We start from the raw sequence: 20,783 nt of genomic DNA on the forward strand, positions 1-20,783 counted from the left end.
GGTGCGCGAGTCACGCCGGCTTCACCGCTCGGTGCAGCGCGACGATGCCACCGGTCAGGTTCCGCCAGCCCACCTGCGACCAGCCGGCCGCCGCGATCGTCGTGGCGAGCTCGCGCTGCGCGGGCCACGCCTGGATCGACTCGGCGAGGTAGACGTAGGACTCCGGGTTGCTGCTGACCTTGCGTGCCACCGGCGGCAGGGAGCGCATGAGGTACTCGGTGTAGACCTTGCGGAAGGCGGCGTTGACCGGCTGGCTGAACTCGCAGACCACGAGCCGTCCGCCCGGCTTCACCACCCGCAGGAACTCCCCCAGCGCCGCCTCGACGCTGGCGACGTTGCGCAGGCCGAACGACATCGTGACGGCGTCGAAGCTGTCGTCCGCGAACGGCAGCCTCATCGCGTCGGCCGCGGTGAACCCGAGGTCGGGGCGACGCCGGTTGCCCACCCGCAGCATGCCGAGCGAGAAGTCCGCCGGGACGACGTTGACCCCACCGTCGGCGAACGGCTCGCTGCTCGTGCCCGTGCCGGCCGCGATGTCGAGCACCGTCTCCCCCGGCTGGGCCGCAACCGCCTTGAGGACGGCCCGGCGCCACAGGCGGTCCTGCCCCAGCGACAGCACGTCGTTGGTCAGGTCGTACTTGCCGGCCACGTCGTCGAACATCGCGGCGACGTCACGGGGGTCCTTGTCGAGGCTGGCACGCGTCATGGCGCCATCCTCCCGCACCCCGCGCGGAGGGGCAGCCCCGCCCCGGCTCGGCCCGCGACCGGCGCCATACCGGTCGGTCGTAGGCTGGCCCCCGACATGAGCACCCTGCCCACTCCCGCCGCGGCTGCCCGCCAGGGGACCCACCTCGTCGCCCGCACCGTGGCGCTCACCGACCCGGGCAGCCTGCTCACCCTGCTGCCCGACCTCGGTGACCCGCGCGAGATCGCCAGCTGGGTCCGTCGCGGCGAGGGGCTCGTGGGCTGGGGGCGTGCGCTGGAGTTCACGGCGCACGGACCCGACCGGTTCGCCCTCGCGGAGGAGTGGTGGCGCGACGTCGTCGCCTCCGCCGTCGTGCGCGACGAGGTCGGCCGCCCCGGTTCCGGTCCGGTCACCTTCGGTTCGGTCGCGTATGCCGCCGGATCCCCTTCGGGCGCAACGCTCGTCGTGCCCGAGGTGGTCGTGGGCGCCCGTGACGGCGCCTGGTGGGTCACCACGATCGGCACCACCTCCGAGCTCCCCTCGCCCGTGCTCCCCGAGCAGTCCGCCCCCCTCGAGCCGACAGGCGTCGCGTTCGCCGACGGGGCGCTGTCACCGGCCCAATGGGCCGGAGCCGTGGAGGAGGCGGTCGCCCGCATCACCGACGGCGACCTCGACAAGGTGGTCCTCGCGCGTGACCTGCGGGTCACCGCGTCCGAGCCCATCGACGCCCGCTGGTTGCTGCAGCGGCTGGCCGAGCGGTACGACACCACGTGGGTGTTCGCCGTCGACGGCCTGGTCGGGGCGACGCCGGAGATGCTCGTCCGGCTGGAGAAGGGCCTGGTGACGTCGCGCGTCCTGGCCGGCACCATCCGGCGCACCGGCGACGACGAGCACGACCTGGCGCTCGCGGGATCGCTGGCCCGGTCGAGCAAGGACCTCGAGGAGCACGAGTACGCCGTGCGTTCGGTCGCCGACGCCCTCCGCCCGCACTGCTCGTCGGTCAACGTCCCCGAGTCGCCGTTCGTGCTGCACCTGTCCAACGTCATGCACCTCGCCACCGACGTCGCAGGGGTGGTCGCCGACGGCGCGACCTCGCTCACCCTCGCCGCGTCCCTGCACCCCTCGGCCGCGGTGTGCGGCACACCCGCGGAGGTCGCCGACGCGGTGATCTCCGAGCTCGAGCACATGGACCGCGGCCGGTACGCCGGACCGGTCGGCTGGATGGACTCCTCCGGTGACGGCGAGTGGGGGATCGCGTTGCGCTGCGGCGCTTTCGAGCCCGACGACGCGGCATCGATGCGACTGTTCGCCGGGTGCGGCATCGTCGCCGGGTCCGACCCCGACTCGGAGGTCGCCGAGTCCGACGCCAAGCTCGTGCCGATGCGCGACGCCCTGACGGCGCGGAGCTGACGTGTCGGCCGGCGACCTCGCTCCACGTCCTGCGGACGTCGTCGTCTTCGACCTCGGCAACGTCCTGATCCGGTGGGACCCGGTGCCGGCCATCGCCGTCGCCGTCGGCCCCGAGCGGGCGGCCGCGTTCGTGGCCGACCCCGACTTCGACTTCGCCGCGTGGAACCACGCCAACGACGCGGGCCGCACCCTCGACGAGGCGGAGCAGTCGGCGCTCGCGTCGCACCCGCACTACGCGGAGGAGGTGCTCGCCTACGGCCGGCACTTCGACGCGTCCCTCGTGGGCGAGATCGAGGGCACCGTCGCGATCCTCGAGGAGCTGCACGCGGCGAAGGTGCCGCTGTTCGCCCTGACCAACTGGTCGGCCGACCTGTTCCCCGTGGCCGTCGAGCGCTTCGGGTTCCTCGACCTGTTCGAGGACATCATCGTCTCCGGTGAGGAGGGGGTGGCCAAGCCCGACCCCGAGATCTTCGAGGTGCTCGAGGAACGGGTCCGGCACCGCGCAGGGCTGGACGACTGCATCTTCATCGACGACAGCCCGGCGAACGTCCTCGCCGCCGAGGAGACGGGGCTCGACGCCATCCACTTCACGAACCCGGACCACCTGCGCGAGGACCTCATCGCGCGGGGTATGCCGCTGCGTCACCTGCCCTGATCGCGGCAGCCGCCACTCGGCGCAGCTCTGCGTGCAGCTCGCGGTGGCCGGAGCGGTCGAGCGGCACCTCCAGGACGCGCAGGCCGTCCGGTCGCTGGGCCAGGGCGTCGACGAGATGCTCCCGGGTCGAGATGCGTCGGTGCGCGACGTGGTGCGCGGCACACAAGGAGGCGAGGTCGACACCTGTGGGGGTGCCGAAGACGCGCTCGAAGTCGGCGGTGCGTTCGGGCTCACCGGGCTCGAGGAGCGTGAAGATGCCGCCGCCGTCGTCGTTGGTGACGACGATCGTCAGGGCAGGCCGTCGTTCCAGCGGGCCGATGAGGAGCCCGTTGGCGTCGTGCAGGAACGTGAGGTCGCCCAGGAGGGCGTAGACGGGGTCCTCGCCGGCCAGGGCCAGGCCCACCGCCGTCGAGACGCAGCCGTCGATGCCGGCGAGCCCGCGGCTCGCGACCACGCGCAGCTCCTCGGTGCGCGCCGGGCCGAGGTCGAGGTCGCGGGCCGAGTTCGACGACCCGACGAACAGCGTCGACCCTGCAGGGAGTGCCTCGGTCACCGTCTCCGCGACGGCCAGCCCGCTCGGCCAGGCTCGACCCATTGCCGCGCCGGGTGCGAGGGCGGCCGTCAGGCGCGAGCCTGCGGCCTCCCAGGCACGGGCCCACTGCAGGTCGGCGTCGGTCCTGGCCGGCTCGGCAGTCGGCTCGGGGGTCGGCTCGGGGGTCGGTTCGGGGGTCGGTTCGTCGATGACCTCGACGGGGTGCACGGCGGCGATGTCGGGGCGGGACTCGATCCACGCGTGGGTCCCCACGGCCTCAACCCGCACCCCGGGACGGCGCAGGAGCGCTGCGACCGGCCGGGAGAGGGTGAGCCGCCCGACGGCGATCACCCGGTCCGGCGCGTGCTCGTCGAGCCAGCGGGGGTCGGTCAGGACGAGCGGCCCGTGCGGCAGGACCGCGGGGCGGGGATGGGTGCCGAAGGGCTCGGCCACGACCGGCCACCCGCGACGCCCCGCCCACCGGACCACCCGCTCGAACTGGTCGGGTTCGGGCAGGTCACCCACGACGACGACCGTGCGGGCGACGTCCTGCACCCCCGTGGCCGGCTCCTGGCCATGGCGAACCGGCGTGCTCGAGGGCCCGGACGTGGTCGACGGCGCAGAGGTGGCCGACGACGCGGATGTGGTCGACGGAGCAGACTCGGACGGGTCGTGGCGCTGCGGGTGATCCAGTGGCTCCGGCCAGGGCTCGCCCGCTGCCGGCACCAGCGGCTCGCGCAGCTGCACGTTGAGGTGCACGGGACCCGGCTCGCCACCGCCGACCGTCCCGGTCGCGTGCCCGACCGCGTCCGCGGCCACCGCGCGCCAGCGGTCCACCTCGCCGAGGCGGCGGTCCGGCGCCGCGGCGTCCACCGACCACCGGATCGCATCGCCGTAGATGCCCGGCTGCACGGTCGTCTGGTTCGCCCCGGTGCCGCGCAGCTCCACCGGCCGGTCGGCGGACAGGACGACCAGCGGCACCACGCCGTGGTGGGCCTCGAGCACGGCCGGGTGGAGGTTCGCGACGGCGGTACCGGATGTCGTGACGACCACAGCCGGCACCCGGGTGAGCTTGGCCAGTCCCAGGGCGAGGAACCCGGCGGACCGCTCGTCGACGCGGACGTGGAGCTGCACGCGCCCGACGCGCTCGGCCTCCTGCACGGCATACGCGAGGGGCGCGGACCGCGACCCCGGGCAGAGCACGACGTGCCGCACCCCCTGCCTGACCAGCTCGTCGACGAGGACGGTGGCCATGGCGGTGGACGGGTTCACGGCTCGGATTGTGCCATCAGGGCTCGGGACCGACGCGGGCGATGCGGTAGTCGCGGACCACCGCCGTCCCCGGGCCACCTGACGACTCGAAGAAGGAGGACGCGCCCTCTCGCCAGCGCACCACGGACCGGTCGTCGGAGGCGTCGACGGCCGCCCCGGTCCCGACGTAGAGCTCACACGGGTGGGCTGCGCTGGCGCGGTGCCGCTGCCCGGGATCGTCCGCGAGGTCGCGTGAGACGGTCACCCAGTCGACCCGGTCGGGGTTGGCGCGTCCCTCGAGCCGGGGAACGGGGTCCTGCCGGTGCTCGAGGGCCAGCACCTGCACCCCGGGAGGCACGGGAGCCTTGCCGATCGGGGACCCTAGGGCCACGACATGGGTGACGCGGTGGGCTGACCTGAACTCCGCGGACGAAGCCAGCCCCGCCGCGACGATGCCGCCCAGACTGTGTCCGGCCAGCATCACCGGCTCCGCGGCGACGTCCCGGCCACCCGCCGCGGCCGCACCAGCCTGCGCCGTCGCCAGCGCCTGCTGGACCCCGGCTGCGAGGAGGGTCGACTCCCCCGCCATCGAGCGGACGTCGGTGGTGAGGTCGAACGGGTTCTCCCCCGCCCGTGCGTCCCAGACCTGGGTGCCGCCGATCTCCACGATCCAGGCCCGACCCCGGTCACCCGCGACCTCGACGACCCGGACCCGGCCGTAGCCGGGCAGCTCCGCGAGGTCGCCGGCGAGCGCCGCCACACCCACCGGCCCGACAGTGGCCTGACTCCCGCCCCCAGGGACCGCGACCTCGGTCACGCGGACCGCACCCGCGTCGTCGAGCAGGCCCCGGGCTGCCGCGGAGTCCGCCAGCACCCCGACGGCCTGCTCGTCGCGGTCGGCCGCCCGGGCGAGGCCGGGTCGGGCCCACGGGCTGCTGCTCACCCGGTGCGGTGGAGCGAGGAACGGTGCCGTCAGGGGGTTCGAACGCAGCCCGACGACGAGACCGCCGCTGCCTCCCCCGAGCTCGGCCACCTCGGGCAGCGCCCAGGCTGCCCGGTCCAGCAGGTCTGCGACGTCCACCCCGACGGCCTCGAGCGCGACCACCCCGACGACGAGGGTCGGGGCGGCGTGCCCGGCCAGGGCCAGGACGACGTCCTGGGCGAGCGACGCCGTCCGGACCACCTCGTCCTCCACCTCCCCATAGGCCCGTGCGGCAGCCCGGACCGCGAGCGCGCCACCCTCCAGGGCCGCCGCCTCGACGACCAGCGCCCGGGCGGCCTCGAGCACCTCGGCCTCGGCCCGCACGGCCGTGAGGGGGCTCAACGCGGCCCCGGTGCTCGACGACGCCGCCACCCGGGCCGCCGCCGCCACCAACCCCACCACGACGCCACCGAGGTCGGCCGCCGCCTGGACCAGCTGTCCGGCCGCCCCGACGAGCTCGTCGACCCCGACGGTCGTGCCGCCGACCCCACCCCGGACCTCGATCACCGGGTCGGTGCTGGATGGGTCACCCCCGGAATGGCCGGTGCCGGACGCGCCGGGGCTGAACGGGCCGGGGCTGGACAGGCCGGAGCTCACCGGCGACCGCCCGGTCCGGGCACCTCGCCCAGCAACGCGCGGAGCGCGTCCCGGGCGCGGTCGAGCGCCAGCGCGTGCGACTCCAGAGCGTCCGCGGCGGACTCCAGACCACCGACCGCCCGGCCCAGGGCGACGACCCGGTCCGTCACCACCTCGCGGAACCTCGTCGCCGCGGCGGACCGCCAGGCCACTCCCCTCGTCGCCCCGACGCGGGCCGCCACGTGCCGCACCCGCTCGGCATCCCGCCGCACCTGGCGCGCGACCACCCGCACGTCCTCGCTGCTCCCCACCATGGGTCCACCGTCGCGCCGGTGGCGACCGCTCTCCAGCGCAGGACCACGACCCTGTGGATGCCCCGCCCGGTCCCGGCCGGGTGTGGACGACCGGGTGTGGACGGCCGGGTGTGGACGACCGGGTGTGGACGGCCGGGTGTGGACGGCCGGGTGTGGACGATCGGTTCAGGCGAGCAGACCGGTGCCGGGGTCGCGGTCGGTCAGGCAGTAACGGGCACCGCCGGGGGCCCGCAGCACGGTCCAGCGCTCGTGGACCGACGCGACCTGGGCACCGAGGCCCTCGTGCTCGCGTGTCACGGCCACCCGATCCGCGCAGGCGAGGTCGAGGTGAGCCGTGACCGTGCCGTCGGGCTGTCCGAGCCGTTGGGTGAGCAGGCGCAGGGGCAGGCCGTCGGGCCGGGTCAACGGCAGCAGGCCGGACTCCCCCGGTTCGGTCCCCGGTGCCGCCCATCCGGTGAGGTCGGTCCAGAAGGCCAGCTCGGCGGCATACCGGTCGGTGGGGACGTCGAGGCAGACCTGGTCGACCAGGCTCGGCTGACCGGAACGGACCTGGACCCGCGGCCGGGCAGCGGCCGCGACGAGGCAGAAGGCGAAACCGCCGGGCGAGCGGCAGACGACCAACGTGCCGAGGTCGTCCAGCACGACCGCACCGAGGTCGCGGGCCCGGCCGGCCGCCTCGGGGACGTCGTCGACCTCGAGGTCGACATGCACCCCACCCGCTCCACCGACCCGCTGGACCTTGACCCACGGGTCGCCCTCGGCCGGCAGGAGCGTCGCGAACTCACCGCGGCCACCCCGCCACGGCGAGAGCGTCGAGCGGGTCACCTGCTGCCAGAACCCGAGCTGCTCGTCGAACCCGTCCGGCGGCAGGTCGAGGAACACCCACGCCCACGTGACCTCCACGGTCAGGGCGCAGCCGCGGGGTCGAGCCCGGCCAGCTCCACCAGGAACAGCGCCTGCGCCAGGGCGGTGCGCCGCAGCTCCTCGGGGTGCACGCTCTCGTCCGGACCGTGGATGCGCGAGGCCGGCTCCTCGACCCCGAGCAGCATGACCTCCGCGTCGGGCACGATCTCGGCCAGCGCGGTGGCGAGCGGGATCGAGCCACCCTGCCCGGCGGTGACGACCTCGCGCCCGAAGGCGCGCTCCATCGCCCGCGCCATCGCGGCGTACGCGGGTCCGTCCGTGCGGGCGCGGAACCCCTGCCCGAGCGAGACGGGCCGGATCTCCACCTGCCCGTATGGCGTGTGGGCCCGCAGGTGCGTGATGAGCAGCTCCTGCGCGGCGCGGGGATCGGTCCCCGCAGGCACCCGCAGGTTGACCACCGCGGTGGCCTGCCCCTGCACGGCGGCCGTCACCTGCGCGACGGGTGGGCAGTCGATCGCCAGCACCGTGGCAGCCGGCCTGGCCCACAGCCGGTCGGCGATCCCCGCGCCTCCGCGTCCCCCCGACAGGGGTGCCACCCCGGGCACCACCGCGGCGTCCTGCTCGAACCGCGCCTCGTCGAACTCCGCGCCCTCCCAGGTGCCGTCGTGGTCGAGGCCGTCGATGGTCGTCTCTCCGTCGGCGTCCCGCAGGGAGGCCAGGGCGGTCAGCAGGGCCTGCAGCGCGTCCGGGGCGGCACCTCCGTACATGCCGGAGTGAGCGGGATGACCCATGGTGCGCACCGTCATGAGGACGCTGCCGGTGCCGCGCAGCGACGTGGTCAGGGTCGGGACCCCGAGCTCGACGTTGCCGGTGTCGGCGAGCACGAACGCGTCGCAGCGCACCAGCTCCGGGCGGGCCCTGGCCAAGGCCTCCATGCCGCCGCTGGACTGCTCCTCGGAGCCCTCGCAGACGACGGCGACCTCGACGGGCCACATCCCGAGCACCGAACGGACGGCCCGCAGGGCGACCAACGTGGCGACGAGGTTGCCCTTGCAGTCCGCCGACCCTCGACCGAACCAGCGGCCGTCACGTTCGGTCAGCTCCCACGGCGGGGTCGACCACGCGTCGAGGTCGCCGACGGGGACGACGTCGTGGTGGGAGTAGAGCAGGGCGCACGGGGCGTCTGCCGGCCCCGGGGACCGACCCACCACGGCGACGGAGCCGTCCGGGGCCTCGACCTGCTCGACACCCTCCACACCCACCTCGGTGAGGAGGGACGCCACGAGGGCTGCCGAGGCCGCGCACTCCGACGCCGGCTCGATCGCCGGGTTCGCCACCGAACGCAGCGCGACCAGCCGCTCAAGGTCGTCGCGCCCACGCGCCATACCGGCCTGGACGGCGGCCTCGAGGAGGTCGGCGAGGGACGAGGTCGCGGAGGCGCCGACGGAAACCGTCACGGGACCAGGTCGTCGAGGTAGAGGGGCAGCATCTCCCACCAGGTCGGCCAGTCGTGCATGTAGCCGGGCCCCCAGTCGTCCACCCGGTTGGGAATCCCCTTGTCCCCCAACACCTTCGCGACCGCCCAGGACTCGCCGGCGTCTTCGTGGTCACCACTGCCCGATGCCAGCAGGACGAAGCGGTGCCGCAGGGTCTCGAGCGCCTCGCCCTCGAGGCCGGGCACGAACTGCAGGGGCGAGGAGAAGTAGAGGTCGTCGGTGCCCGGGCCGCCGATGAACTGCTCGATGGCGTACGTGCCGCTCATGCCGATGGCCGCGCTGAAGAGGTGGGGGTAGCGGCACACCATCGCCACGGCGTTGAACGCCCCGATGGAGGCACCGGCTGTGACGATCGGCTGGGGTCCGCTGCTGTCCGCGTGGATCGCGGGGACGACCTCCTCGGCGACGGCCTGGTGGTAGGCGTTGAACAGCCACATGCGGTACTCCGCGGAACCCGCCTTCTGCGCCATCGCGCGCCCGGCGGCGCTGTCGCAGGAGTAGACCTTGATCCGCCCGGCGTCGATCATCGGTGCGAGCCGGCCGACGAGGTGGTTGCGCTCGACCTCCTCGGCGTCACCACCCGCGGTGGGGAAGAGCAGGACCGGCACGCCGTAGTGCCCCCACCGGACCAGGGACAGCTCCTGCCCCATCCGGTCGGACCACCAGCATTCGCTGACCTTCACGTGTGCCTCCTCCTGGTGCTGCGGGTACCCGGCGTGGCCGGCTTCACTCGTACACGAACTTCTGCGGGCCGGGGAAGATCCACGACAGGCCGTCGCGCAGCCGGTCGCGCCAGTCCTCCCAGTTGTGCCCGTCGCGGGCCTCGACGTACTTCACGGTCATGCCGGCGCCACGGAACACCGGGACCATGGAGCGGTTCGGCGTGATGAGCGGCTCGTACGTGCCGCAGGACATGAAGATCCGCTCGACCGGGCGGGTCGGCTTCTCGCGGTAGCGGTTGACGAACTTCACCACCGGGTCGAAGTAGGGGCCACCGCCGTGGTCGGTGCCGATGTCGGTGAAGACCATCGACGCGGACTGCAGGAACAGCGACCCGAACTCGCCCGGGTACCGCACGGCCGTCGACAGGGACGCGATCCCGCCGAAGCTCGATCCCATCAGGGCACGGCCCTGCGGGTCGTCGAGCAGGGAGAGGCGTTCGGCCAGGCGGGGCACGAGCTCGCGGGCGATGAACCGGGCGTGCGGCGCGTGGTTGGGGTACTCCTTGAGCCGGTCCCGCGGCGGCACGAACGCGACGACGACCGGCGCGACGTCGAGGCGGTGGATGAGGTTGTCCAGCACCGTCTTCATCGCCGCGTAGTCGAGGTAGTCGTTGCCGTCGTGGACGACGAGGAGGGGGTAGCGCAGGGCGGTGTTGTACCGCGCCGGCAGGTAGAGCTTGACCTCCTGCTCGCGGCGAAGTGCCTTGGAGCGCAGCACGTCCTCGACGATCTCGCCCTGGCGCGCCTCGGGGTCGTGGTGCACCCAGTCGGGTACCTCGTACCCCGTCGCGGCACAGACCGAGCTCGACCCCATCGGCGAGTGCGCGACCTTGGGGTTGAGCGGGTCGTTGAAGGTCTCGTAGTGGTCGCCGCGTCGCGTCTCGAGCTGGTACTCCACCCGGGACCCGCTCGGCAGCACCGTCGTCGCCGCCCACAGGTCGGTGTCGGGCAGGCGCCGCATCGGCAGGGGGTCGGGGAGCCCGACGACGCGGTGCCGCACCCGCACCTCGTCGGCGTCCCCGCGGAACAGGAACGTCGCCCGCTCCCCCTCGATGACCGGCGAGGGGTGCCGGGCGAGGAAGCGGTCGATGGCGGCACCGTCGACCGGCAGCCGTTCCCTGAGCCGGTTCACGGCCAGCCTGCGCTCGTTCACGCGGTCGCCCCCAGCTCGTGGACGGCACCGTCGACCCCGAGGATCCGCGCCCCCTTGGGCAGCCCGCCGTCGGGCGTGAGCTCGAGGGCCGTCCCGTCGTCGAGCAGCACGCAGTGCGCGTCGGTGAAGCGTCGGGCCATCACGGCGCAGCGGTCCTTGTCGTCCAGCCGCAGGCGACGCCGGGCGTGCGGCAGCGCCACGACCCCCTTGACCCGTCCGAGCCCCCGGTCGAAGACCTCGGCCTCGGTCGCGCCCTCCGGCCCGAACTCGTGGAACAGCACCACCCGCTCGGTCAGGGCCATCGCCCCGGCCGACCAGGCGATCACCGGCATCGAGTCCGGGATGCGGATCGCGAACAACCGCAACGCTCGCAGCAACGTGCCGACGTGCCCGCCGGTCAGCACGAGCGCCGCGCTGTCGGCGAGGGCCGCCTCGATCTCGCCCCGGTGCCACGCGATGACCCCGCTGGAGTCCAGGGGCGCCGCGGCGTCGAGGTCGGCGTAGAGGTTCTTGAGCTGCGCGGCATACCAGGCATCCACGTGCCGCACGCCCTCGATGGCGTCGTCGACCGCCCCGTATGCCGCCTGCGCGCCCCACGTGCGCGACTCCCCGTCGCGGGTGCGCCGGACCACGGCGTGGACGCCGTCCATGGCGTGCTGCAGGCGCAGCCGGTAGAGCGACAGCAGCGCGTCGTGGTGGTCGCGGAAGGCGAGGGCGGCGGCGGCGAAGACCTCGTCCTTGGCGATGACGTCGAACGTCCGGTGGTACAGCCGCAGGTGGGACGCACGCCCCTCGAGCACCGTGTCGAGCTCGTCGACGACGTCCTCGCGCTCCTCCCACCCGGCGTTGACGGTCGCCACGGGACCGTCGACGCCGAGCGAGCGCAGGGCTGTGCCGGCCGTGGTCATGAACCGCTGGGGTCCGAGCAGGATGGTGCGCATCAAGGGATTTCGTGACTAGCCGGCGTACACGTGGATCGAGCTGCCGACGTCGTCGAGCATGGCCCGCAGGGTGTCGTAGTCGGGGTGGCGCATGCGGACGTAGGCGTTCGCCATGTAGCCGGCCTCGACCGCCTGGGTGTGGTGGCCCTCCGGGGGGAAGTGGGCGTCGATGACCCACTCCCCGTGCCGTGCCTGCATCTCGTCGATGCCGCTGTAGCCCCGGATCTGGCCGTCGGCGTCGGGCCGCAGCGCGACGATGCCTGCGGAGTAGGGGCGCAGCATCTGCCGCTCGGGGACGCCGTGCACGATCACGTGCGCCCACTCGCGGTAGACGTCGACGTCGTTGCTGGCGGAGTAGAGGTCCCAGCAGCCCACCCCCGGCGGGCGACAGCCGATCTCGGAGAACTTCAGGCCCTTGGGACCGTGGAACCACTCCATGTGGGTCGCCGACGTCCCGATCCCGAGGGCCGTGATCACGCGTTGGCCCATGTCGGCGACCTCGCGGTAGAAGTCGGAGTCGGCCACCCGGTTGGTGGTGACGAACTGCGGCGAGATCCAGCGCGTGCGCATCGCCTCGAGGACGTTGGGGTAGTAGTGCGTGGTCCAGTCGTGGACGATCCGGCCGTCGCTGGTGATGGTGTCGTAGAAGCCCTCGTGGCCCTCGACGAACTCCTCGACGGCGATCGACTCGGCGCCGTGGCTGCCGAAGTCCACCAGGGCCCGCGCCAGCTGGGCGTCGTCGTCGACCCGGGTGGTGTCCTTGGCCCCGGCGCCGTCGCGCGGCTTGAGGATGAGCGGGTAGCCGTGCTCCTCGGCGAAGGCCCACACCTCGTGGGCGTGGTCGACCCCGCGGGAGGCCGCCGTCGGCACCCCGGCCTCGCGGAGCGCCTGCTTCATCGAGGGCTTGTCGCGGCACAGCCAGGTCGTGCGGACGGAGGTGCCGGGGATCCCGGTGGCCTCTCGCACGTGCGCGGCCGTCATCGTGTGGGCCTCGACGGTGGCCTCGAGCCGGTCGACCCAGACCTTGGTCTGGATGAAGCGCACCGCCTCGGTCATCTCGTGCAGGCTCGTCACCGACCCCACGCGGTAGTAGCCGGTCAGCGCGTCGCGGAGCTCGTCGTCGAGCTGCCACTCCTCCGACTCGCCGATGCCGATGACGTTGGCACCGACCGACGAGAGCGCGAAGGCGAACCGGCGCTGGTTGGCGGGGAACCCGGGCTCGACGAAGATGACGTTCACGGGTCGACCGTAGCGCCGCCGAGCAGTGCGTGGCATGCGGTGACGCGCTCGCGCCACCACGCGATGCGGTCGGCAGGAGCCGCCCACCGGTCCAGCAGGGCGTCGTCCGCCTCGACCCGGCCCACGGGCAGGGCGCCCCCGGCCGGCAGGAGGGACGGGGCCGTGACGTCGCCGTCGAGCAGTGCGACCGTGCCCAGGCCGCAGGCGTACGGCAGGTCGGGCAGGGCCGCCGCGAGCGCCACCCCCGCCGACATCCCCACGGAGGTGTCCAGGGCTGACGAGACGACCGCGGGCAGGCCGCAGGCCTCCACCACCGCCAGGGCTCGGCGCACGCCGCCGAGCGGGGCGACCTTGACGACGACGAGGTCCGCCGCCTCCAGCCGGGCCACCCGGATCGGGTCCTCGGCCTTGCGGATCGACTCGTCGGCCGCGACGAGGACGTCGATCCCGTTGCGCGCCAAGACCAGTCGCAGCTCCCGCAGCTCCTCGACGGTGGCGCAGGGCTGCTCCGCGTACTCCAACCCGTGGGGCGCCAGCCGTCGGAGCGCCTCGGTCGCCTCCTCGACGGTCCACCCGCCGTTGGCGTCGACGCGGATGCGCCCCGCCCGACCCAGCGCGTCGCGCACGGCCGCCACCCGGTCGACGTCGTCCTGCACCGACTGGCCGCGCTCGGCCACCTTCACCTTCGCCGTCGTCGCCCCGTCGAACCGCGCCAGGACCTCGCCGACCCGGTCGGCGGCCACCGCCGGGACCGTCGCGTTGACGGGGACGCGCTCTCGGAGCGGGTCCGGCCACGCGCCATACGCCGCCTCGACCGCGGCGGCCAGCCACCGTGAGGCCTCGGGCGGCTGGTACTCGAGGAAGGGCGAGAACTCACCCCAACCCGACGGACCACGCAGCAGGGCGGCCTCGCGCAGCTCGACGCCGCGGAAGCGGACCCGCATCGGGATCGAGACCACGCGCAGGTCGGCGAGGAGGTCGCCGAGCGGGGGCACGTCCGGGCCGGCGGGGTGGTCGCTCACCCGCCCATCCAACCGCTCTCCCGGCCGACGGTGAACCTCAGGCGGCCCGGACGGCCTTCTGCACCTCGTTGGCGGCGAGCGCGATGAAGGCCGCCGCGCACAGCACCATGGCGATGTTGGACGGCAGCCTGTTGCGCCACTCGCGCGGCACCCGGTCGGTGTTGAGCAGCCACAGCAACGTGATCGACAGGAACGGCATGAAGAACGCACCCAGCACGCCGTACGCGAGGATCAAGTAGACGGGCTTGCCGAGGAACATCATGAGCATCGGCGGGAAGGTCAGCCAGAGGATGTAGGCGCGGTACCACTTGCCGCCGAGCCGGACGTCCGGGTGGTTCTCGCGGAGCCCTCGCACGTGGCCCACGAAGTCGGCGAACATCATCGAGACGCCATTCCAGACCCCGACGAGCGAGGACATCGCCGCTGCCCAGAAGCCGACGAGGAACACGCTGCCCGCCCACGAGCCGTACCGGGCGGCCAGGACGTCGGAGAGGTTGAGCAGGCCCTCGTCACCGGTCTTGATGGCGATGTTGGCGGAGTAGAGCAGCTCGGCACCGACGATCAGGGTCGAGACGACGAAGATGCCGGTCACGACGTAGGCGACGCCGTTGTCGATCCGCATGACGCGCATGTGGCCGGGCGTGGTCCAGCCCTTCTCCCGGATCCAGTAGCCGTAGGCGGCCAGGGTGATCGTGCCGCCGACGCCTCCGGCCACCGACAGGACGTTGACGAGGGCACCGTCCGGGATGAGGGGGACCAGGCCTGCGGCGAGCTCGGGCAGGTTGGGCAGGGTCAGGATCGCGGCCCCGACCATCGTCACGAACATGATGCCGACCAGGGCCGCGCAGACCTTCTCGAACAACGCGTAGCGGCCCCACCAGACGAGGACGAGCCCGAGCAGCCCGGAGAGGATGCCCCACACCGCCACCGGGAGGAACGGCATGAGCGAGTGCAGCGGCAGTCCCGTGCCGGCCATCGCCGCGGCGCCGTAGACGAAGCCCCAGATGACGATGTACGGCCCGAAGTAACAAGTCGTCCAGCGGCCGAGCGTGGACCAGCCCTGGTAGATCGTGCGGCCGGTCGCGAGGGAGTACCGGCCGGCGCCCTCGACGAGGACGACCTTCATGATGCAGCCGACGACCACGGTCCAGAGCAGGGCGTAGCCGTACTTGCTGCCGGCGATGAGGGTCGCGACGAGGTCGGCGGCACCCACGCCCGTGGCGGCGACCACCAGCCCCGGGCCGACGAGGCTCCAGCCGGGCCTGCGCCCGCCGGTCGTGGTCGAGGTGGTCGTGTCGGTGGCACTGGCCATGGGTCACTCCGGTGTCGGCGCTGACAAGGAGCGCCCCACGCTATCCGGAAACGGACATAACGGTCCATCGCGGGCAGTGGTCCCCGGGGGCACGTAGCGTGTCGGACATGCCTACGTTGTCCGACTTCGCCGCCACCACCCTCGAGGGATCCGACCAGGACCTGTCCGCGTACGCGGGCAAGGTCGTCCTCGTCGTCAACACCGCCAGCCAGTGCGGCTTCACGCCACAGCTCGGCGGCCTCGAGGAGCTCTACCGCACCTACGCCGACCAGGGCCTCGTGGTCCTCGGGTTCCCCTGCAACCAGTTCGGTGGCCAGGAGCCCAACACCGAGGAGCAGATCGGGTCGTTCTGCGAGCGCAACTACGGGGTCACGTTCCCGATGTTCGCCAAGGTCGACGTCAACGGCGACGACGCCCACCCCCTCTACGACTGGCTCAAGTCGGAGAAGGGTGGCCTGCTCGGCAAGAAGATCAAGTGGAACTTCGCCAAGTTCCTCGTCGGCCGCGACGGCCAGGTCATCAAGCGTTTCTCCCCCACCACCGAACCGAGCAACCTGACCAAGGACATCGAGAAGGCCCTCGCCGCCTGACGCCGTCCACCTGCTCCAGGGGGCGCCCCACCGATGGGTGGGGCGCCCCGCGTCGTCCCTGCCCCGCTCGCGGAAGGCCCGCGCGGGTAGCCTCGCGGCGTGAGCGAGCAGCCGACCGTCAGCGAGACCTTCGACCCGAGCGCGTGGGAGCCGGTCGACGGCTTCGCCTTCACCGACATCACGTACCACCGAGCCAACGGCCTGGGTGCGGTGCGGATCGCGTTCGACCGGCCCGAGGTGCTCAACGCGTTCCGGCCGCACACCGTCGACGAGCTCTACCAGGCGCTCGACCACGCGCGCCGCACCCCCGACGTCGGCGTCGTCCTCATCACCGGCAACGGCCCCGGCCCCGCTGGCACCGGCGCGGAGGGCAAGTGGGCGTTCTGCTCCGGCGGCGACCAGCGCATCCGAGGCCGCTCCGGCTACCAGTACGCCAAGGACGACTCCGACGACACGGCTGCGGGGGTGGACGACCGCCGGGTCAAGGCCGAGGGCGGACGGCTGCACATCCTCGAGGTGCAGCGCCTGATCCGCACGATGCCCAAGGTCGTCATCGCCGTCGTCCCCGGCTGGGCGGCCGGTGGCGGCCACTCGCTGCACGTGGTCTGCGACCTCACGATCGCCAGCCGGGAGCACGCGAGGTTCAAGCAGACCGACGCCGACGTGGGCTCGTTCGACGGCGGCTACGGCAGCGCCTACCTCGCGAAGATGGTCGGCCAGAAGTTCGCCCGCGAGATCTTCTTCCTCGGGCGGACCTACACCGCCGAGGACATGCAGCGGATGGGCGCCGTGAACATCGTCGCCGACCACGCCACCCTCGAGGCCGAGGCCCTCCAGGCGGCCCGCGAGATCATGGGCAAGAGCCCGCAGGCGCAGCGCATGCTCAAGTTCGCGTTCAACCTGCTCGACGACGGGTTGATGGGCCAGCAGGTGTTCGCCGGGGAGGCGACCCGGCTCGCCTACATGACGGACGAGGCCGTCGAGGGCCGCGACCAGTTCCTCGAGAAGCGCGACCCCGACTGGTCCCCCTACCCCTGGTACTTCTGAGCCAACGCTCCTGATCGGGCTGGCCCCTTGATCGGGGTGGCCCCCTGTTCGGGGTGACGCCCTGGTCGGGCTGACCCGCCGCCCTGGCCGGGGCGGGCCTCAGCCGGAACCGCCGAGGTCGACGTCGTACGCCTCGTAGACGAGGTCGGCGCCCTTCTGCCGGTGCCGCACCAGCTGCCCCATCAGCGTGGTGACCTCCTCTCGGAACACCGGCAGGTCCGCCATCGTCCCCCCGTGCTCGAGGACAGCGAGGTAGGCGTCGATGTCCTCGCGGTACCGCTCGTGCTCCCGCAGCAGCCGTTCCACCCGTCCCGTGAGCCGGGGCGAGTCGCGCCGGACCGAGGCGTAGAGCCCTCCGGGTCGCTCGGTGAGGTCGACGTGGTCCCGGAAGTCGTGCGCCAGCTCGGCCAGGGCAGCCCGCACCCTTTCGCGCCACGCGCCGCCCCTCGCGATCGGGGAGGCCAACGCCTCGTCGACCGCCGCGACCGAGTCGCGCAGCTCGGCACGGTGGTGCCGCACGCGCTCCAGGTATGCCGCGAAGTCCGCGTCCATGGCACCTCCCGCAGCCATCGTCCCGCCGCCGGGTGCCGCCGTCCAGCGCGGGTCTAGCCTGACCTCGTGACGTCCCTGCGCCCACTTCCCATCGCCGCAGGACCAGCGGCCGCGCACGCCCTTCCGGTGCTGCGCGACGCCGTGGGAGGCGAGTTCGCCGTCCTCCCGTATGCCGCGGGAGGGGACCCCGTTCCCGTCCCCACCGGTGCCGTCCCCGACGAAGGCACCGCCCTGGTCGTGGGCACCTCGGGGTCGACCGGGAGCCCCAAGCTGGCCATGCTCCCGGCGACGGCTCTGGCAGCCAGCGCCCGGGCCACCCACGAACGCCTCGGCGGCACCGGCTCGTGGCTGCTCGCGATGCCGCCGAACCACATCGCCGGGGTCCAGGTGCTGCTGCGCTGCGTCGCCGCGGGAACCGAGCCGGGGTTCGTCGACCTGTCCGACGGGTTCACCGCAGCCGCCTTCGCGGCGGCGGCGGACTCCTTCGACGGCGACCGGCGCTACACCGCCCTCGTCCCGACCCAGCTCCTCCGGGTGCTCGACGACGCGGGAGCCACCCGAGCCCTGGCCGGGTTCGACGCCGTCCTCGTCGGGGGAGCCGCGACATCGCCCGCCCTGCTCGTCCGCGCCCGGGAAGCGGGCGCCACCGTCGTCACGACCTACGGCATGAGCGAGACCTGTGGCGGTTGCGTCTACGACGGGACGCCCCTGGCCACCACCGCGATCCGAACCGACGAGGAAGGACGCGTCCACCTCGGCGGCGACACCCTGGCCAGCGGCTACCTCGGCCGCCCCGACCTCACTGCCGACGCCTTCGTCACCGACGACGAAGGGGTCCGCTGGTTCCGCACGGACGACCTCGGCCACCGTGACCCCGAGACCGACCGCTGGCACGTCGACGGCCGCATCGACGACGTCATCACCACCGGCGCGATGAAGATCTCCCCACGGGTCGTCGAAGAGGCCCTGACCTCCCTGCCCGACATCGCCGAGGCCGTGGTGCTCGGTCTGGAGGACCCCGAGTGGGGGCAGGTCGTCGCGGCCGCCGTCGTCGTCCGGCCGGGCGTGCGCCACCCCTCGGTCGTGCAGCTGCGGGACGCCTTGCGGGGCGGCCTCGCCGACCACGCCCTTCCCCGGCGCCTCGTCGTCCTCGAGCAGCTGCCCCTGCGTGGCCCCGGCAAACCGGACCGTGCGGGGATCGCTGCCTTGTTCCACACCCGGCCATGACACGATGGGGACATGCTCCGGCTGCTCCCCTGGCTCGCGACGGTCGCCCTGACCGTCTATGCCGTCGTGGACTGCATCCAGACCGACGAGTCCCGGGTCCGCAACCTGCCCAAGCTGCTGTGGATCCTGTTGGTGCTGTTGTTCCCCCTCGTCGGCCCGATCGCCTGGCTCGTCGCCGGCCGACCGCCGAGGTCCACCCCCGGACAGGGCCAGGGCCCGAGACCGCAGACTCGTCCTCCGCGTGGCCCCGATGACGACCCGGACTTCCTCCGTAGGCTCTGAGCAGCGGTCCTGACGGGAGCGCCCGAGCAGCCCGCGCCATACCCGGCCCGGCTCCTGCACCCAGCACTGCGGCGCTGAACCGGCGCCAAGACCACCCAGACCCCACCCAGCACCCCACCGGCAAGCGAGAACACACACCGAATGGCCACCCTGTCCCAGTGGATCGCCGGTGCGCGCCCGCGCACCCTCCCCGCCGCCGTCGCCCCCGTCGTGGTCGGCACCGCCGCCGCAGCTCCGTTGGACGAGGCGAACTTCGGCCTCGGGCTGCTGGCCGTGCTCGTCTCGCTCGGGCTGCAGGTCGGCGTCAACTACGCCAACGACTACTCCGACGGCATCCGCGGCACCGACGCCGACCGGGTGGGGCCCATCCGGCTGGTCGGTCAGCACAAGGCCGATCCGCAGAACGTCAAGCTCATGGCGTTCGCGTTCTTCGGGGCGGCGGCGCTCGTGGGCCTCGCGCTCGTCGCCATCAGCCAGACCTGGATCATGATCCCCCTGGGTGCCCTCGCGGTGATCGCGGCCTGGAAGTACACCGGCGGTGACAACCCCTACGGCTACCGAGGTCTCGGCGAGCTCTACGTGTTCCTCTTCTTCGGCCTGATGGCCACCCTCGGCACGCTCTACACGCAGGCGCACGAGATCACCGCGCTCGGCGTCTACGGGGCCGTCGGCGTGGGCGCGATCGCTTCGGCGATCCTCGTCGCCAACAACCTGCGCGACATCCCCACCGACCGCGAGAGCGGCAAGCTCACCCTGGCCGTGCGCCTCGGGGACCGCGGCACCCGCATGCTCTACGTCGCGCTGGTCATCGTCGCCGTCGTCATGGTCGTGCTCATCAGCACCCAGCAGGTGTTCGCGCTGATCGCCCTGCTCTCGTTGGCCGTGGTCGCGCGCCCGATCCGTGGGCTGCTGGCCGGGGCCACCGGGCGCGACCTCGTGCCCGTCCTCGCGTCGACCGGCATCTTCGAGATCGTGTATGCCGTGCTGCTCGCCGCCGGAATCGCCCTCAGCCTCAGCGTGGGCTGAGCCTGCCGGCACCGCGCGGTCGCCGACGTGTGCCACGTCCACGGCTCCGCGCCCGGAGTGCGTCCACCGGACGGCCCGGTGAGCGGATGCCTGCGACCGGCGTCCGTCGGTCAGGTGACCTGTGGCGCTGCGCGGCCGGGTCGTCTCAGCGTGGTCGGCGCACCCGGATCGGGCCCTTGAACCTGCTGGGATCGACGACGTGCCCGCCTTGGGTGATCTCAGCCCGCCCCGCCGCCACCAGTCGTCGGGCGGCCATCCGCGCCGGCTCCATCAGCTCGGACCAGTCGTCCGCACCGACGGCGCGGGCTGCCTCCGACGGGCACACCGAGGCACTGGTCGAGCGGCCGTCCAGGAGGGACTCCAAGGAGGCCTCGAGCTTCCGGTCGACATCGCCGACGCCGTGCTTGCGGCAGTTGTCCGAGCACCAGCGCACCGACTCCCAGTCGCGAGCCCAGACCTTGCGCCAGGTGATGGTTCGACCGCATCGGGCGCAGGGTTTGGACGGCAAGGGGTGACGGGGCATGCCTCCAGTCTCTCCCGGGGACGTCCCCGGGGCGCGGCGGCATCGATGGAGTCGACCGCCACCCGCTCGGGACGGCGAGCGAACGGCGCTCACCTCCCTGGTGACGGACACGCCTGCGACCCCGCCGTCGGAGGCGGGGTGTGGGGCGGGGTCACGCTGGTTCCTGCGCAGCCCGGCGAGCCAGGAGCTGGTCGTAGCTGCCCAACGTCAGGTCCCACTGCACGCGTTCACCATCCCGGTCGGCCAGGACCTGTCCGGCCAGGCGTCGGGAGTGCACGATCGTGTGGTGCCGTTCGCACAGCAACGCCGCATTACCCAGGTCCGAACGACCGAAATCGGCCCAGTGCACCAGATGATGCGCATCAGTCCACTGCGGCGGCAG

Annotated in this window: 21 protein-coding genes and 1 pseudogene; 7 read left to right on the top strand and 15 right to left on the bottom strand. The window is 73.0% G+C overall.

The genetic code is table 11. The features are described 5' to 3' along the window. Window positions 1-10 precede the first annotated feature (10 nt). Entirely contained in the window at window positions 11-706 is a 696-nt protein-coding gene (locus ASC58_RS20010) for a demethylmenaquinone methyltransferase (protein WP_056915568.1), read from the bottom strand. A gap of 96 nt (window positions 707-802) precedes the next feature. On the opposite strand from ASC58_RS20010, the gene ASC58_RS20015 reads away from it, so the two are divergent. Both ASC58_RS20015 and ASC58_RS20020 read left to right on the top strand, forming a co-directional pair. Beyond that, window positions 803-2,095 carry an isochorismate synthase MenF gene (locus tag ASC58_RS20015; protein ID WP_056915569.1) on the top strand — a complete coding sequence of 431 codons (1,293 nt, stop codon included), beginning with the start codon at window positions 803-805 and terminating at the stop codon, window positions 2,093-2,095. 1 nt (window position 2,096) lies between these two features. Then, a complete protein-coding gene (locus ASC58_RS20020) occupies window positions 2,097-2,750 on the top strand; it encodes an HAD family hydrolase (RefSeq protein WP_056915570.1) in 654 nt (217 codons plus the stop codon). On the opposite strand, the gene menD is transcribed toward ASC58_RS20020, so the two are convergent. The 11 genes from menD to ASC58_RS20075 all read right to left on the bottom strand — a co-directional run bounded on the left by menD (window position 2,713) and on the right by ASC58_RS20075 (window position 15,154). Beyond that, window positions 2,713-4,554 (bottom strand): 2-succinyl-5-enolpyruvyl-6-hydroxy-3-cyclohexene-1-carboxylic-acid synthase, encoded by a 1,842-nt coding sequence (gene menD / locus ASC58_RS20025; RefSeq protein WP_056920515.1) that lies wholly within the window; start codon window positions 4,552-4,554, stop codon window positions 2,713-2,715. The two genes, ASC58_RS20020 and menD, sit on opposite strands and share 38 nt — an antisense overlap. Before the next feature lie 16 nt (window positions 4,555-4,570). Further along, the gene (locus ASC58_RS20030; protein WP_056920516.1) at window positions 4,571-6,112 is read right to left on the bottom strand and encodes a hypothetical protein; all 1,542 of its coding nucleotides are present in this window, start codon (window positions 6,110-6,112) and stop codon (window positions 4,571-4,573) included. Then, window positions 6,109-6,405, bottom strand: coding sequence for a hypothetical protein (locus tag ASC58_RS20035; RefSeq protein WP_056920517.1), 297 nt, complete (start codon window positions 6,403-6,405; stop codon window positions 6,109-6,111). Before ASC58_RS20035 ends, ASC58_RS20030 begins: the two co-directional genes overlap by 4 nt. Window positions 6,406-6,570: 165 nt before the next feature. Further along, window positions 6,571-7,308, bottom strand: a complete 738-nt coding sequence (locus ASC58_RS20040) for a VOC family protein (protein ID WP_056920518.1) — start codon at window positions 7,306-7,308, stop codon at window positions 6,571-6,573. Between the two features lie 2 nt (window positions 7,309-7,310). Beyond that, window positions 7,311-8,726, bottom strand: coding sequence for a M20/M25/M40 family metallo-hydrolase (locus ASC58_RS20045; RefSeq protein ID WP_235529345.1), 1,416 nt, complete (start codon window positions 8,724-8,726; stop codon window positions 7,311-7,313). After that, entirely contained in the window at window positions 8,723-9,448 is a 726-nt protein-coding gene (locus ASC58_RS20050; RefSeq protein ID WP_056920519.1) for an esterase family protein, read from the bottom strand. Before ASC58_RS20050 ends, ASC58_RS20045 begins: the two co-directional genes overlap by 4 nt. A gap of 43 nt (window positions 9,449-9,491) precedes the next feature. Then, on the bottom strand, window positions 9,492-10,640 hold the full coding sequence (locus tag ASC58_RS20055; RefSeq protein WP_056915576.1) for an alpha/beta hydrolase-fold protein: 1,149 nt from the start codon (window positions 10,638-10,640) through the stop codon (window positions 9,492-9,494). Continuing rightward, window positions 10,637-11,581 carry a Type 1 glutamine amidotransferase-like domain-containing protein gene (locus ASC58_RS20060; RefSeq protein ID WP_056920520.1) on the bottom strand — a complete coding sequence of 315 codons (945 nt, stop codon included), beginning with the start codon at window positions 11,579-11,581 and terminating at the stop codon, window positions 10,637-10,639. The genes ASC58_RS20055 and ASC58_RS20060 overlap by 4 nt, the downstream gene beginning before the upstream one ends. Window positions 11,582-11,596: 15 nt before the next feature. Next, window positions 11,597-12,820: an acetyl-CoA carboxylase biotin carboxylase subunit family protein gene (locus ASC58_RS20065; RefSeq protein WP_056920521.1), complete on the bottom strand. Its 1,224-nt coding sequence runs from the start codon at window positions 12,818-12,820 to the stop codon at window positions 11,597-11,599. Next, complete coding sequence (locus ASC58_RS20070; protein WP_056920522.1) at window positions 12,817-13,842, bottom strand: o-succinylbenzoate synthase; 1,026 nt, start codon at window positions 13,840-13,842, stop codon at window positions 12,817-12,819. The genes ASC58_RS20065 and ASC58_RS20070 overlap by 4 nt, the downstream gene beginning before the upstream one ends. 37 nt (window positions 13,843-13,879) lie before the next feature. Further along, window positions 13,880-15,154 carry an Nramp family divalent metal transporter gene (locus ASC58_RS20075; protein ID WP_056920523.1) on the bottom strand — a complete coding sequence of 425 codons (1,275 nt, stop codon included), beginning with the start codon at window positions 15,152-15,154 and terminating at the stop codon, window positions 13,880-13,882. Window positions 15,155-15,261: 107 nt separating this feature from the next. Between ASC58_RS20075 and ASC58_RS20080 the strand changes: the two genes are divergently transcribed. Continuing rightward, window positions 15,262-15,744, top strand: a complete 483-nt coding sequence (locus ASC58_RS20080) for a glutathione peroxidase (RefSeq protein ID WP_056915581.1) — start codon at window positions 15,262-15,264, stop codon at window positions 15,742-15,744. Window positions 15,745-15,843: 99 nt separating this feature from the next. Then, window positions 15,844-16,791, top strand: coding sequence for a 1,4-dihydroxy-2-naphthoyl-CoA synthase (locus tag ASC58_RS20085; RefSeq protein ID WP_056915582.1), 948 nt, complete (start codon window positions 15,844-15,846; stop codon window positions 16,789-16,791). A gap of 99 nt (window positions 16,792-16,890) precedes the next feature. Here ASC58_RS20085 and ASC58_RS20090 read toward each other — a convergent pair whose 3' ends face one another. Further along, window positions 16,891-17,343, bottom strand: a complete 453-nt coding sequence (locus ASC58_RS20090) for a hemerythrin domain-containing protein (RefSeq protein ID WP_056915583.1) — start codon at window positions 17,341-17,343, stop codon at window positions 16,891-16,893. A gap of 66 nt (window positions 17,344-17,409) precedes the next feature. On the opposite strand from ASC58_RS20090, the gene menE reads away from it, so the two are divergent. From menE to ASC58_RS20105, 3 genes are all read left to right on the top strand, one after another. Then, window positions 17,410-18,570, top strand: coding sequence for an o-succinylbenzoate--CoA ligase (gene menE / locus ASC58_RS20095; protein ID WP_056920524.1), 1,161 nt, complete (start codon window positions 17,410-17,412; stop codon window positions 18,568-18,570). Between the two features lie 12 nt (window positions 18,571-18,582). Beyond that, window positions 18,583-18,852, top strand: coding sequence for a PLDc N-terminal domain-containing protein (locus tag ASC58_RS20100; protein WP_056915585.1), 270 nt, complete (start codon window positions 18,583-18,585; stop codon window positions 18,850-18,852). A gap of 141 nt (window positions 18,853-18,993) precedes the next feature. Beyond that, window positions 18,994-19,878, top strand: a complete 885-nt coding sequence (locus tag ASC58_RS20105) for a 1,4-dihydroxy-2-naphthoate polyprenyltransferase (protein ID WP_056920525.1) — start codon at window positions 18,994-18,996, stop codon at window positions 19,876-19,878. Between the two features lie 145 nt (window positions 19,879-20,023). Here the strand turns inward: ASC58_RS20105 and ASC58_RS20110 are convergent, their stop codons facing one another. Then, complete coding sequence (locus tag ASC58_RS20110) at window positions 20,024-20,401, bottom strand: DUF2256 and DUF3253 domain-containing protein (RefSeq protein ID WP_056915587.1); 378 nt, start codon at window positions 20,399-20,401, stop codon at window positions 20,024-20,026. 151 nt (window positions 20,402-20,552) lie between these two features. After that, window positions 20,553-20,783: pseudogene (locus ASC58_RS21305) on the bottom strand (HNH endonuclease); the annotation flags it as partial.

This window comes from Phycicoccus sp. Root101, assembly GCF_001426245.1.
Lineage (GTDB): Bacteria > Actinomycetota > Actinomycetes > Actinomycetales > Dermatophilaceae > Pedococcus.